The 13,747-nt window shown below is 38.9% G+C and carries 11 protein-coding genes and 1 pseudogene; 1 reads left to right on the top strand and 11 read right to left on the bottom strand.

All coding sequences use genetic code 11. The features are described 5' to 3' along the window. A partial coding sequence (locus VKJ25_RS09660) for a hypothetical protein (RefSeq protein ID WP_324236418.1) occupies positions 1-260 on the top strand: 260 nt, incomplete at its 5' end. Positions 261-272: 12 nt separating this feature from the next. On the opposite strand, the gene VKJ25_RS09665 is transcribed toward VKJ25_RS09660, so the two are convergent. The 11 genes and pseudogenes from VKJ25_RS09665 to VKJ25_RS09715 form a co-directional block, all read right to left on the bottom strand. Next, positions 273-1,175 carry a S66 peptidase family protein gene (locus tag VKJ25_RS09665; RefSeq protein ID WP_324236419.1) on the bottom strand — a complete coding sequence of 301 codons (903 nt, stop codon included), beginning with the start codon at positions 1,173-1,175 and terminating at the stop codon, positions 273-275. A gap of 11 nt (positions 1,176-1,186) precedes the next feature. After that, complete coding sequence (locus tag VKJ25_RS09670; RefSeq protein WP_324236420.1) at positions 1,187-1,618, bottom strand: ATP-binding protein; 432 nt, start codon at positions 1,616-1,618, stop codon at positions 1,187-1,189. 188 nt (positions 1,619-1,806) lie between these two features. Continuing rightward, positions 1,807-3,183 (bottom strand): PP2C family protein-serine/threonine phosphatase, encoded by a 1,377-nt coding sequence (locus VKJ25_RS09675; protein ID WP_324236421.1) that lies wholly within the window; start codon positions 3,181-3,183, stop codon positions 1,807-1,809. Between the two features lie 659 nt (positions 3,184-3,842). Continuing rightward, positions 3,843-4,256 (bottom strand): annotated as a pseudogene (locus tag VKJ25_RS09680) (SET domain-containing protein-lysine N-methyltransferase); the annotation flags it as partial. A 642-nt stretch (positions 4,257-4,898) separates the two neighbouring features. Beyond that, positions 4,899-5,237: an anti-sigma factor antagonist gene (locus VKJ25_RS09685; RefSeq protein WP_324236422.1), complete on the bottom strand. Its 339-nt coding sequence runs from the start codon at positions 5,235-5,237 to the stop codon at positions 4,899-4,901. 371 nt (positions 5,238-5,608) lie between these two features. Further along, positions 5,609-7,729 carry a glycogen debranching protein GlgX gene (gene glgX, locus VKJ25_RS09690; protein ID WP_324236423.1) on the bottom strand — a complete coding sequence of 707 codons (2,121 nt, stop codon included), beginning with the start codon at positions 7,727-7,729 and terminating at the stop codon, positions 5,609-5,611. A gap of 171 nt (positions 7,730-7,900) precedes the next feature. Then, positions 7,901-8,242, bottom strand: a complete 342-nt coding sequence (locus tag VKJ25_RS09695) for an anti-sigma factor antagonist (RefSeq protein WP_324236424.1) — start codon at positions 8,240-8,242, stop codon at positions 7,901-7,903. Between the two features lie 427 nt (positions 8,243-8,669). Continuing rightward, the gene (locus tag VKJ25_RS09700; RefSeq protein WP_324236425.1) at positions 8,670-10,490 is read right to left on the bottom strand and encodes an AGE family epimerase/isomerase; all 1,821 of its coding nucleotides are present in this window, start codon (positions 10,488-10,490) and stop codon (positions 8,670-8,672) included. Positions 10,491-10,897: 407 nt separating this feature from the next. Further along, entirely contained in the window at positions 10,898-11,497 is a 600-nt protein-coding gene (locus tag VKJ25_RS09705; protein ID WP_324236426.1) for a DJ-1/PfpI family protein, read from the bottom strand. Between the two features lie 534 nt (positions 11,498-12,031). Next, positions 12,032-12,595, bottom strand: a complete 564-nt coding sequence (locus VKJ25_RS09710; protein WP_324236427.1) for a hypothetical protein — start codon at positions 12,593-12,595, stop codon at positions 12,032-12,034. Between the two features lie 153 nt (positions 12,596-12,748). Further along, a complete protein-coding gene (locus tag VKJ25_RS09715) occupies positions 12,749-13,687 on the bottom strand; it encodes an EthD domain-containing protein (protein ID WP_324236428.1) in 939 nt (312 codons plus the stop codon). Positions 13,688-13,747 lie beyond the last annotated feature (60 nt).

A 13,747-nucleotide genomic window follows, 5' to 3' on the forward strand; every position in this document is an offset into this window, starting at 1 on the left:
AGGGGGGAGAAAGACTGAAAGGGAAGGGGGAGAAGGACTCCCCTCTCTCTGCAAGAGAAGGGGGAGAAAGACTGAAAGAGAAGGGGGAGAAGGACTCCCCTCTCTCTGCAAGAGAAGGGGGAGAAAGACTCCCCTCTCTCTGCAAGGGAAGGGAGAGAAAGACTCCCCTCTCCTCGCAGGAGAGGGGTTGGGGGAGAGGTCTTAAGCATCGCCCGAAAATATTAAGAACGGGCAAGATAGATGCCCATTCCACAGTTTGATATAAAAACTTCTTAATTGGCGATAATTTCCAGAATACCTCGGTCTCCATCAAGATTAGCTTCCACTCCCACAGGTAAAGCAGCATTAGGACCATCATGGCCAAAGGGAAGTTCAGAGACAATAGGAATATTCAAATCAGACAAGCGATCGCGCAATACTTCCTCCACAGTAAACTCAGTCAAATTCATTCGTCCAGGGGAACAGTCACTAAACCTCCCTAGAGCAATACCTTTAATCTGCTGTAAAACACCAGCCATCCGCCACTGGGTCAACATTCGGTCAATACAATAAGGAGGTTCATTCACATCTTCTAAAGCTAAAATTGTCCCACTCAAATCTGGTTGATATTTAGTACCTAATAAATGACTTGCTACAGTCAAGTTGGCTGGCATTAAACTGCCCTTTGCTTGGCCACCACCCCAACCATTTCCTTTGAGAGGTTCTAAGGGACGACCCTCCACTAAATCAAATAGTCTTTGAATGGACCATTCTGGTTCAGCAGATAATGTGGCCAATAATGGACCATGAACGCAGAAAAAGTCCATCTGGCTAAAAGTCCAGAGTAGAGCGGTAATATCAGAAAAACCAATCAACCATTTAGGAGGGAACGATGAGTCATGATTTGGGTATTGCCAGTTTTCTAACAAGCGAGTAGCACCATAACCACCCCGAGAGCAAAGAAGACCACGACAATTTTCATTATTAATAGCTGTTGCTAATTGACTATAGCGACTTTCATCTGTACCTGCTAAATAACCCCATTGTTTGTCATAGTTGGGAATAAGTTCCACTTTATAGCCATGCGATCGCCAAATTTCTATTCCTTTTTGTAGACCATCTAATTCTCGTAAACAACCACTAGGAGAAACAACTTGTAGTAAGTCACCTGGTTTTAAGTAGTTTTGATTTAGCACAATTATTTATATTATTTTGTAGTCTTATTCACAACTAGGATATTACGATTTCCTGGATTTAATTTCTCATAGATAAATTTATCAACACTTTCATAAATCAAGAATATTCCTAATCTCCCGATCGAGCGTTCTTCTAAGGTTTTTTGTGTAGTTAAAGTTTCTTCTTCTAAAATATCTGGATCGGTAGGATCGTAATGTTTACCTGTATCTTCAATATTAATAGTTAGACTTTCCTCATCTATTTCCGCTTGTATGCGAATATCTCCTGATAAACCAGCTTCATTATATCCATGAGTAATAATATTTGTTACTATTTCATCTACTGCTAAACATAATTTATATGATGCTTTCTTTTCTAAACCAGCTTCTGCTGCTGCTGATTTAATATATTTACGAACTTTTCCTAAATTATCTAGTGTTCCTGGTAATATTAATAGTTCCATAAATACTCCTTTCTTTAGTTTTGTTTTTAATAAAAAGTAAAATCAATTATTGCACAAAAATCACTAATTATTTATCAAATAATTCAATTTTAAAGCCTCCTCTTTCAAGGGAAAAAATATTTTTTTCCTTGGAGGTAATTATCAATTATCCATCAATAAACCTACTCCCTATTTTCTAATAATTTTAGCTAATTTCTGCGAACTGCTAACATTGTAATATCATCAAATTGTGGTGCATCCTCCATATAATCAAACAATTTATTTTTAATGCGCTTCATCAATTCTAATGCAGAATCAGGAGGTTTTTCCACCAATTCTTTTAGCCTTTTGTCTGTAAATAACTTTCCTTCAGGACATTTGGCTTCCGTTACGCCATCAGTATAACCTATAAGTATTTCTCCAGGTTCTAACTGAACTTCCTTAATTTGAAACTTCATATTTGGCATCATCCCCACCGCAGGTCCAGTTGGGTTTAGGGTTTGTTTTATACCATCTTGATTAAGAATAAATAATGGTTCATGGCCTCCATTCACATAACTAAGTAAACCTGTTTTTGGGTCTAGCACCCCAAAAAATAATGTAGCAAACATACTCATTTGCCAGTGGTTTTCGGCAACGTAGTCATTAGTCAGGCGAACAGCTTGAAGAGCTTTATTGTGAGCCAAATTAATTGAACTTCCAGTTTCTTGTAGTTGATTTTCCTGAGAAGAAAAGATGCGAATTAAGCTACGGAATAAAGCCATAAACAACGCTGCACCTACTCCCTTATCACAAACATCTGCTATTACTAAACCTATTTGATCATTGCCAAGGGAAAAAGCATCATAAAAATCTCCTGCTACTTGTTTAGCTGGATGAAAACAAGCAACTATTTCCCACTCATCCAACTTAGGAATATCGTAGGGAAGAAAATCTATTTGAATTTGTCTACCCTTTTCTAATTCATGGTCAAGAGCTTTAGAATAAGTATCTAGTTTTCCATAAAGTCTGGCATTTTCTAGAACTAACCCTATGTGTTCTGCAGTTGCTTCCATTGACTCTGCCATTCTCTCAGTAAAATGATTAGGTTCAGAGTGCAATAAAGTAATAATACCAAGGACATCTTGATTATTAATAATAGGCACACCTAATGCGGAACGAACTATATAAGGTTGATTAGGTAAAGTTAACCAGCGATCATCCTGTTCAGTATCCGTAATTAATCCTATTTGACGGTTACGACATACCCAACCTGCTAACCCTTGGTCTAAAACACTACCAATTAGTTGAGCGCGTTGTTCGGGGGTTACTTCCGTGCGAGTGAGAATAGCATCTACAATTTTCCCAGATACAGGGTCTAGTAAAAATAGACTTCCCTTTTCGGTAGCAGTGACATCAGCACAAACATCTAAAGTTTTTTGTAATGCTCCTCTAATTACTCCTCCTGGCCTAGCAGTGCATTTTGTTGTTACTTCAGTTAATACTTTTTGAGCTACTACGAAGGCTGCTAGTTCTTTTGTGACTTTGGCCATTTCCTGCTTTAGCAAGTTTAGTTCTTCCCGGAGTTTTTCTTCTGTAGTTGCCATTTCTAATAATACTCTTAGTCTGTTAATAATAGGACTTACGCACGCGCAACCTATTTCTGTCATTGCGAGGAAGGAGCGAAGCAATCTCAAATGACCAAAACTCAGCGATTATGCGTAAGTCCTGAATAATATAGAAACCATCTCAGGAGATAGACGGAAAGATTATTGTATGTCAATAATCTTTCCTCTTTTAATTATGACTTATATAGAATCCGGCTACAAGTGTATATGTTCATAATTTTATCTACACTTTCCACTCCCCATCTTCCCATCTCCCCATCTCCCCATCTCCCAAAACTATATAACGAGTATTCAACCGGATTTTATATTACGCATAACCATAATACCTAGTATGGGACAAATGGCATTTGCCCCATACATACATACAATTGTTGTATAGCTTCACATTTTGCCTAATTCGTGTTAATCTCATAATTTGTAAAGTTCCTACACGCTTGATCTTAACAGGACTTACCCATGAGTAACACAATTTCGACGTTTGAGACTACTATCCTTACGGACTGCGACCCATTCATGTCGCGGAGCGAAACCCTGACGCTCGTATCGGACAGAAACACGTTGTTCTGCGTAAGTCCTAATTAATTCTGACAGTTCAATACCTCTATAGCTAGGTAATTTTAGAGCATCTCAACCGTTGGTCAACCTTTATCAATTTTATTACATAGCAGCTTTTGGTAATAAGAGGCTAAAAAGCCTTGATATTTCTCTAAAAGGTCATCAGACAAAAATTTCCCTCCCTTAATGGAACCTCTACAGAGATGGCTTTGACAATTACAATTAGGAACAGCGACTGAAATCCATTCAGACATACAATAATCAAAAGTTATTTCTTCTCCTTTCGCAATTGGTTTCATTGCCACCAAATTATATCCATTAAACCTATTTGACTTAATCCCACAATTTGGCTCACAGGAATGATTAACCAACTCAAAAGGTTCATCTAGCCTCACATGAGCATCTATGTCAATTTGCAGAGTTTGCCAAGTTCTCTCTGGCATTTTGCCTATGGGCTTCCCTACTATGACAATATCGTTAGCATCAAAATCTCTATTAGCAAAGACCCCCTCCCTTTATCAGAAGTTTTTAATACAACTACATAAGATGATTTTTTATGGTTAATTTCTTCGTTTAACATCATTAAGTGCTTCTGCCATTATTAGAAACTGGACTTACGCAGTACCGCTATAGCGAGTATGGGGGAATGCCATTCACCCCTACAGATAGTCTATAATTTCGTTTTTTCGTAAGTCTTGAGAAACCTACAATTTTCTATAAAAATAGATAATTTTCTATAAAATTACAGGACTTACACGGGAGGCACTATATATATATATAGAGTCCTGGTGCGTTGTGCGTTGTACGGTTTACATATCGCGTAGCGTTTCAGCGCTTGAGCCGACATATAAAGCGGAGCTTTGCGGAACGCAAAACACACCCTACCAGTAGCGTTCATGGCTTTAGTCCTAAATTATTTGAAATTTAGCCGTTGCTGATTATGGGTATGATTTTGCCCCCCGATTTCCCCAAAGTTGAGGGGCAAAACTATGAAATTCTAGTAAAATTGGGGATGCGGGGGGGGCTTGATCAAAACCAAACAATCGCCCATTCATACTTCAATTCACCAACGACGAAATTTATATACTCCAAAGCTCAGGGTTTGCAGACCAAACTCTTACAGTTCAATATTGTAATAATTACGCTTCTATTTGAGCTGCATCATACTCATCCAGCAAATAAATACTCTGGTCGAAACCAGTTTTAGTAATAGTTTCCTTTACTGTTTCTTGAACGCCTACCATATAAATGTCAACCCCTGTTCCCATTTTTTGTTTAGCAAAAATCAATACCCGTAGACCTGCACTTGCCATAAATTCTAGTTCTTGCATCATCAAAACCAGTCTTTTTGGACTTGTAGCTGCTGCTTCCTCTACTTTGGTTTTAAAATCAGGAGCTGTAGCTCCATCTAATTCTCCAGATAATGTTATTTTCGCAATATTATCTTTGATTGTTTCTAGGGTTGCTGTAAAAGCCATAATTTTTCCTTTGTTGTTGATCTTTTTATGATTTTGTAGAAATTTCACTGGGGAGTGAAATTTTTGTCCTCTTTATAATATAATATCAGTTTTTAGGTTAAAAAAATTAGCATCAGAAAGCTCACACAAGAGTAGAAAAATTAAGAGACTATTCTTCCAACTAATTCCTCTATCAGGACTTACACGGGAGGAACCCGGTTTCTACAGTAAATCATTGTTTTTGACAATAAATATCCACCCTCGTACCCGGTTTCTGGGTTCGCGTGGCTTTAGTCCTGTCTATAACTCCCATTCATCCTGACTCTGTAGGGACGTTGCATAAGGGCATCCCTACGAATCTGTACGGACGTTGCATGAAACGTCCCTACTCCCTATTTACTTACCAGAATAACTACAGAGCGATCGCCCAGGAATAACCCATGTTGATTTTCCAAAACAGGTTCGCTTCCTGGTTCCCAAGCATCTTCTGGGGAAGCACAAGCAGTATTAGCAAAAACGTGCCACTTTTTCCCATCTGATAAACCAGGAATATCAAACCAGAGAGTATCCCAGTGCATATTCATTGCCACATAAATATCATTATCTACCTCTGTTGCTTCTCTTGCGTGTTTACCACAAAGCATAAAAGCCAAAGTCCGAGAATGAGAAGACCAGTCAGCATTCCAAACCTGAGTACCATGCCAAGTAATGTCTAAATTTCCACTACCCGCATAATCTTGATTGCGGAAATGGTAACGATTTCTCAATACTGGGTGTGCTTTCCGAAATGCAATACAATTCTTCACAAACTTGAATAAGTTGGCATTTGTTTCCAGAAATTCCCAATTTAGCCAATTTAATTCGGAGTCGTGGCAATAAGTATTATTATTACCATTTTTACTCCGCCCTATTTCATCACCCATCAATAACATCGGAACACCTTGACTCACCATCATAATTGCGATCGCATTTCGCATCTGACGACTACGCAAAGCATTTATTCCTGGGTCATCAGTCCAACCTTCTGCCCCACAGTTCCAACTTTCGTTATCATTAGCACCATCATTATTATTTTCACCATTAGCTTCATTATGCTTACCATTGTAAGACACCATATCTGCTAAAGTGAAACCGTCATGGGCGGTAATAAAATTAATAGATGTTGCTGGAGCGCGACCTTGCCCAGCATAGAGGTCTGGAGAACCTTGTATCCGTTGTGCCATTTCCCCTACAGCACAATCACCCTTAATAAACCTGCGAATAGAATCCCGATATTTACCATTCCATTCTGCCCAACGTCCAAAAGCGGGAAAAGAACCCACCTGATATAAACCACCAGCATCCCAAGCTTCTGCAATCAACTTACAGTTAGCTAAAATTGGGTCAAAAGCCAAAGTTTCTAATAGTGGAGGATTTGCTAATGGTGCGCCCCAAGGATCCCGTCCCAGAATTGAAGCCAAATCAAACCGGAAACCATCAATATGATATTCACTCGCCCAATAACGCAAACAATCTAATACCACATTTCTGACAATTGGGTTATTACAATTAAGAGTATTACCACAACCACTAAAATTAAAATAATAACCTTCGGGTGTTAACATATAATATGTCTTATTGTCAATACCCCTAAAAGAAATTGTCGGACCGTTTTCATTTCCTTCCGCCGTGTGGTTAAACACAACATCTAAAATGACTTCAATGCCATTCTTATGCAGTTCCTTAACTAGAGCTTTTAACTCATCTATCTGCATCCCCAACTTACCTGTAGCAGCATATCCAGCTTTAGGAGCAAAAAAACCGACCGTACTATAACCCCAATAATTGTAGAGCATCTCCCCTGTAATCGGGCTAGGACGAGAATTTTCAAACTCATCAAATTCATAAACAGGCATTAACTCAATAGCATTAATACCCAATTCTTTGAGGTAAGGAATTTTTTCCCGAATGCCAGCAAATGTTCCTGGATGTTTGACACCAGAAGAAGGATGAGCAGTAAAACTGCGAACGTGCATTTCATAAATAATCTGATCTTGTGGGGGAATCTCTAGAGGGCGGTCATTTTCCCAGTCAAAATCATCAAAAGCAATTCTCGCCCGATGTTGATAAATATCATCCCAGTTTGGTGTTTTTCCCCAAACATCGCGACCCCCAATAATCTTAGCATAAGGATCCATGAGAATTTTACTTTGGTCGAACCATTGACCGTCATGGAAATTATTTGGTCCATCCATGCGATAACCATATTCAATATTTTCAACATCGAGGTTGAATACAATCATAGAATAGACATTTCCTATCCGAAATTCTTCAGGAAAAGGAATTTCTGCCATTGGTTGGGGAGCGCCTTTTTCAAATAAGACTAACGTACAGGATGTAGCGTGGGAAGAAAATATGGAAAAATTTACTCCCCCTGACATCATCGTTGCACCAAATGGAAAAGGGTTTCCCCTACGGAATTTAAAGTCACCGTGACTATGGGTAGGATGAATATCAATACGGTCTTGTAACATTTATTTTTGTTAGTATACGGTTGAGTACGGGCACGACTTTAATGAACAGGACTAACGCAGACAAACCTATCAACCCGGTTTTTTGTAGATGTTTATGTGTGGAAAAACAATGATTTACTGTAGAAACCGGGTTCCTCCCGTGTAAGTCCTGCATTATTAATTATCCATTATTTATTCCTTGAGTTTTTCGATTCCTTCATCAACTTTTTCCACAGTTATGAAAAAGTCTAGAAACCCAGTCACAGACATAGTATCTTGAAGCTCTTCAGAAAGTCCTACCAATACAACTTTTCCTTCTTGAGTTTCTGTTTGTCGATATAATGATAGTAACATTCGTAACCCAGCACTAGACATATATGGCACATTGGTCATATCCATCAGGATTTTGCTACCGGGTTCCGCTAGAGGTACAACTTGTTTTTGAACATTAGGTGCTGTATTAGCATCAATGTCTCCAATTAGTTCTACTACTTTAATTTCTTCTTCTGTTCTAATATTAATTTCGATTGCCATTTGATTTAGTGTAATAATACTTGGATGTTTTAGATGTAGGTTAGGTTGAGGCACGAAACCCAACACAGTATATGTTAATTCAATAAGGTACCTGAATGATTACATTTTTTCAACGTAGGTTGGGTTGAGGTACGAAACCCAACACAGTATATGTTAATTCAATAGGGTGTCTTAATGAAATGTAACACACCACCTACCCATATATTATCGGTGCATTCCGCACTCTACTTAACTAATGTACTTAAAACCTCTCCCCTAACCCCTCTCCTGCAAGGAGAGGGGAAAAATTCCTCCCCCTTCTCTTGCCGACAAGGGGGTTGGGGGGTTAGGTTTCACCTTCTGGTTAAGGAGAGGGGAAAAATTCCTCCCCCTTCTCTTGCAGGGAAGGGGGTTGGGGGGTTAGGTTTCACCCATACTGTTTCTGGTTTTAGTTAGGTACAATATTGACCTTAACTGTCACCCGCTCCTTAGTCTCAGGCAACTTCACAAAAAGTTTATCCGCATCAAAATCACTGTAGGGTTTACCATCAATTTCTACAGAACCAATTTTTATGCTACCAGGAGGCAAAATATCCGGCGACACTCGCAAAATATTATCAGGGAAACCACCAGGAATAGGTTTAAAGTAGAAATCCATTGGTTGCTTAGTCACCAACAAATTAGTATAAACCGCAGCCAAATAACATAACTCTGTCGAGTGATAACCACTCATAGAGTGGGAACCTTTACCCCGTTCATTACCACTTGCCAAGAAAGGAATACCATTAGCAAGAACATTGAAATAAACCCCACCATCTTCTGTATCTAAGAACCAAGCGTTATAAAAAGCAGCAGCTTCTCGTGCTAACCGATGATATTCTTCTTCTTTGAGTGTTCCTGCTAGAATATAATAAGCTAGAATAGACTGTTCTTGCTGCCACCAAGCTTTGCGATCATGCCAAACAAAACGGTGAGTCTTTTCACCTTCTCCTAATGCTCTTTCCACCACATCATACCAACCACCTCGTTGTTGGTCACTACCCACTGCTGGCATCACTTCAGCAATTTTCTTCGCTAAATCAACATAAGTATCCTTAGATTTGAGACTATTCATCCGCATCAAGTTCCAAGCAATTTTCATGTTGTGACCAACTACTGCTCGGTTTTGCTGCCATCCCCAGGTCTGGTCTGGACTCCAGTCTTCAAAGAATTTTTCGTTAACAAATGGGCAGTTTTCATAATCAGGGAAACGCTTTTCAATAGTATCAAAAGTGTATTCGAGCATATCTGCATATTCTGGTTTTTCGGTTGCTAACCAAAGATTAATTAGATATGCTGGTGCATGGTCTCCCACTGAGTTCCAGTTTTTAGTTCCTTTATTCCGACCTAATGACTCACTTAAAGGATCCAGAGTAATAGGATCGAGGTGGGAATAATAACCACCCCGTTCAGTTTTATCTAAGAAAAAGTCATTAAACAACTTAATTGTTTTCTCGGTATCATCTATGATCCGAGGATCCCCATTGAGGCGATAAGTTTGCAAAGGACCTGCGAGAGCATAAATTTGTTCGTAAGCGGGAATAGCATCATAGTCATCGCCAAATTCTGAAGTAAAAATTTTCTGTTCCCGTTCCCCTTGCACATCAATACCGTGATACCAATAAACGATACCTTCGTCTAAGTCTACAAACCTCATGTGGTCTCGTAGATAGTCAGTACCTTTTTCTGCTGCTTCTAAGAAAACTTCTTCCCCAGTCATCATGTATGCTGTTGCCATTCCATAAACCATCCGGGAGATAGTGTCAGTTTCTTGACGGAAGTTTACCTGTGATTTTGCTCCAGAAAGACTTAAGGTGGTGCGGTAGTTACGGTAGTCGATTTCTTCGTTGCCAAATTGAGCTTTGACATAAAAATTAGCTAGAGACCGAACTTGATCTACCCACCAGTTTTGTTTTTCAAATTTGTAACTATCTGCTTTAGCACCGACAAATACTATTTGTTTGGCTTCAAATATGGGACTATCTGGGTAAAATACCCCATAAGTGAATAGATAACGACCAGGTTGCAACATGGAGCGCATAGAACCTGTAGCATCTGGATATGCTTCGTCTAAGTTTTGGATAATTTTAGCATAACTGGTAGGAGTTAACTTAGCTTGAAATTCTCTACCATCGGTTGTTTTGATGCCAAAAATATCTGTGGTTGAGTCGAATTTAGTAACGTACCCTGCGATTAGATCGGAGAAGGTAAACTCTACTGGGATAGTCATGTTTTGATTATGTTTAAACTATGTTGACAAGTGAGGTACTTTTATATCCTTGCCCCCCTTTGTCAGGGGGACTTTGAAGACTCCCCCTTACAAAGGGGGATTTAGGGGGATCATAGTACTTTATAAATATGGCGATTGCTATAACAGAACTTACGCAAAGACACTATATATGATATCGTGTATGGGTGCGTTGCGCTACCGCTAACGCACTAGACCGACACTTACCCATGAACCCTATTATTAGGGTGCGTTACACTGACGTTAACGCACCGATAAGCTATATATAGTCCCTTTGCGTAAGTCCTATTATAAACATTTACGATCAACCGGGTTTCTGGGTTTGGTGTGCGTAAGTCCTGCTTTGGTTAAAACTATAATGGATAATGAAAACTATCTCTAATTATCCATTATCCATTAGACTCGATAGCTTCGACAAATTTTTCCATAAATTCATCTGTGACACCAGGGTGCTTTGCAGTGATTAAGTTACCATCAATAACTAAATCTGCTGTTTGGTCTCCATCAAAGATGACATCTGCTCCAGCATTTTCTACATCACAAATGATATTATGAGCGCAAGTTACTTTTTTATCTTTAATCATTTCATTGTCTGCACAAAATAGCCATAAACTATGACAAATTGCACCTAATTTTACGTTCTCTGTATTAACAGCATTGCGCAAAAATACTACTGCTGGTGCTTGATTTTTTTCACCTTTCTTGGGGTTTACCTGATAACGCAATCTATCGGTTGCATAAGCACCAATACAGATGATACCTTTATAGTCTTCAGGTTTAACGTCATTTACTTCTGTAGTGACTGTAACTTGTTCTTCAACAACGTTATTTTCTGGGTTAGAACCAAAGTGTAATTCTGGTTGTCCCCACAAGTGAGTGATGTATTCTACTTCGTAGCCTTTTGTCGGAAAAAATTCATTAAATTTACGATATTCTGTCGAATCGAAATGATCTTCAATTAAAACGCCAATTTTACCTTTTGTTGCCATTGTTTTTTTTGAATCCTGATTTTCTTGAGTATAACTTAAAAAATGAATCTAAATAATAAATACCTCTCCCCCAACCCCTCTCCTACAAGGAGAGGGGAGATATGCTCCCTCTGACAAATCTGCCTTTCAAAGCTATGCTTTACCCACATCTTTCTTAACATTTCTCAAAGAGCAGGGATTAGGTATCAGGAGAACTGGGAAATGGCGGTATCAGGTAGGCAGCATAGATGCTCATAAAAGTCAAGCCATCTGCTGTTTTTTAAATCTCGAAACCATTAACCAATAAGGCTTTCAAAATTGTAAATAATTATGTGGGTAATGGATAGCTTTCAAAAAAGGGCAGGGGAGGGGAATAGAAAGGAGGTTAATAAATACCTCTCCCCTAACCCCTCTCCTACAAGGAGAGGGGAAATATACTTCCCCAACGCTAGCAGGGAAGGGGGTTGGGGGGTTAGGTTTTTTCAAGCTAGACAAACTACTACATTAGCTGAAACAGTTGGCTTTCCTTAAATTTGAGTATCTAACTATTTAGCTTTATGTAGTAATCAATTTCAATAATGATTCATTAGCAAATACATCCCGGTAGAACGTTAATTGTTCAGTTTTCAAGTAGCAACCACCTCGGTGACCGCGACGTACCCAAGTCACATTACCTTTAGCAATGGTTTCGTTAGTTTCTAAGTCTACACTCTTCCATTCAAAATATGTATGCTCTCCATAGAACATCACGATTGGCCAGCACATAATAACACCTGGTTGAGAAATCAACGCCCACCAATGCTGTTCCCGTTCTTTTTGTTGTTCTAAACCCCGGTAAGGTCCATCTTGGCAAAAATAAACTAAATCTTCGCGATATTCATCAGTTAAAATATCACCACGTCCTTGTCTCAAAGCTTCGCAATGACTTGGCCACCACTCTTTATTTTCTTTTTCTATTTGTTCTAATGTGTAGTCAGGACCAATTTCTGGTAATGTTGCTTCTTTCATAGCACAGATTTTTTCTGCTAGAGCAATCATCTCTTTTGCAACATCAGCACTTGCTGGAACAGCTCTAGAGTAATCTGCTGTTAAATCTTTGTAGTAACTTGTACGCGCCATAATACTCCTATTAGTTAGTTGTTTTGTTACCTATTTGAAATTAAAAGTTACAGAACTTACACAAAAACCGGGTTTGTCAAAAATTTTGTAGTTTAAATAAGAAAAATTAAGGTGATAAACCTGGTTTCTTGTTGGGGGTGCATTAGTCCCAAATCAATCAGTCAACTGATTAGTCAACATTAGTTCTGCTACATCATTTTGCAATTGATTAGCAGCTCCAATATCCATAATCAACTGTGCTACTGTTGAGCTTCGTTGACCTGCCAATGTCATTTTACCATCATAGACAAATGTGTAAGCAGTTCTTTCTGGAAATGGTCTTATTTCTTTGACGTACTTACTGTGTTCGCTTATCAACTCTTGATATTCTTGAGATATAAAAAGTTGTTCTAGGTCTAAGCGATTCCAGAAAGCTATTTCCATAGCAGCTTGATAGTTGAGTTCTGGTGCTTCAGAGTGGGATACTCCACCTGCATCCGGCCTAGTGTTATCTACTTCTTCAAATAGATGTAATCGTAGTTTCAATACTTGAGGCATTTTGGCTAGAGCTGGTGCAAACCTTTCTTTATAGTATACCCGAAACTCTTCCACACTTACTCCATCCGCTTTCCTAATCATGCAGTGGTACTTTTCTAATCCTTGAGAACCATTAGGAGAACCATTGGCAATTCCATCTTTGAAAGTGATAGAGTTACCAGGTGTGGTATTATAACCTATGGCTTTGCTAAAGATGTTATGCTCATCATCCATCAAAATAGTTGCCGCTTTGAACCATGTTTCCCGGTCTTCTACTGTTTTGAAGGTTAATTCAGCAATACCATCAAAGTTTTCTTCTGGAGTAGAAGCATCTACTAAATCTCCAATACTAGGCCATACTCCCCCATCATTATGGGCAACATGAAATTGCCAATATTGGTACTGACCTGGTAGACGGGCACAAACTGGTCCGTGAACATCTCTCCAATAGTCATCAAATAGTTCCAGGGTTATTCCTTTTCTTTTCCACAGGAGAACATAAAAAGCCACTTGTGCTTCCTGGTCGCGACTTGAATAGTCGGCAATTTCTCCTTTTTTGATTGGAGTTGATACCATAGTTTACTGCCTTTGTTGTTTTTCAGATATTTAAGGAGTCGATCTCTGGTTCTGCTGAAG

This window comes from Okeania sp. (assembly GCF_035285525.1).
Classification (GTDB): Bacteria; Cyanobacteriota; Cyanobacteriia; order Cyanobacteriales; family Microcoleaceae; genus Trichodesmium.

What these genes read in the sequence shown, in the direction of transcription:
- VKJ25_RS09685 (WP_324236422.1), bottom strand. Translation starts at nt 5,237, where the DNA reads ATGGCTTTTACAGCAACCCTAGAAACAATCAAAGATAATATTGCGAAA.
- VKJ25_RS09675 (WP_324236421.1), bottom strand. Translation starts at nt 3,183, where the DNA reads ATGGCAACTACAGAAGAAAAACTCCGGGAAGAACTAAACTTGCTAAAG.
- VKJ25_RS09715 (WP_324236428.1), bottom strand. Translation starts at nt 13,687, where the DNA reads ATGGTATCAACTCCAATCAAAAAAGGAGAAATTGCCGACTATTCAAGT.
- VKJ25_RS09670 (WP_324236420.1), bottom strand. Translation starts at nt 1,618, where the DNA reads ATGGAACTATTAATATTACCAGGAACACTAGATAATTTAGGAAAAGTT.
- glgX (WP_324236423.1), bottom strand. Translation starts at nt 7,729, where the DNA reads ATGTTACAAGACCGTATTGATATTCATCCTACCCATAGTCACGGTGAC.
- VKJ25_RS09700 (WP_324236425.1), bottom strand. Translation starts at nt 10,490, where the DNA reads ATGACTATCCCAGTAGAGTTTACCTTCTCCGATCTAATCGCAGGGTAC.
- VKJ25_RS09705 (WP_324236426.1), bottom strand. Translation starts at nt 11,497, where the DNA reads ATGGCAACAAAAGGTAAAATTGGCGTTTTAATTGAAGATCATTTCGAT.
- VKJ25_RS09710 (WP_324236427.1), bottom strand. Translation starts at nt 12,595, where the DNA reads ATGGCGCGTACAAGTTACTACAAAGATTTAACAGCAGATTACTCTAGA.
- VKJ25_RS09695 (WP_324236424.1), bottom strand. Translation starts at nt 8,242, where the DNA reads ATGGCAATCGAAATTAATATTAGAACAGAAGAAGAAATTAAAGTAGTA.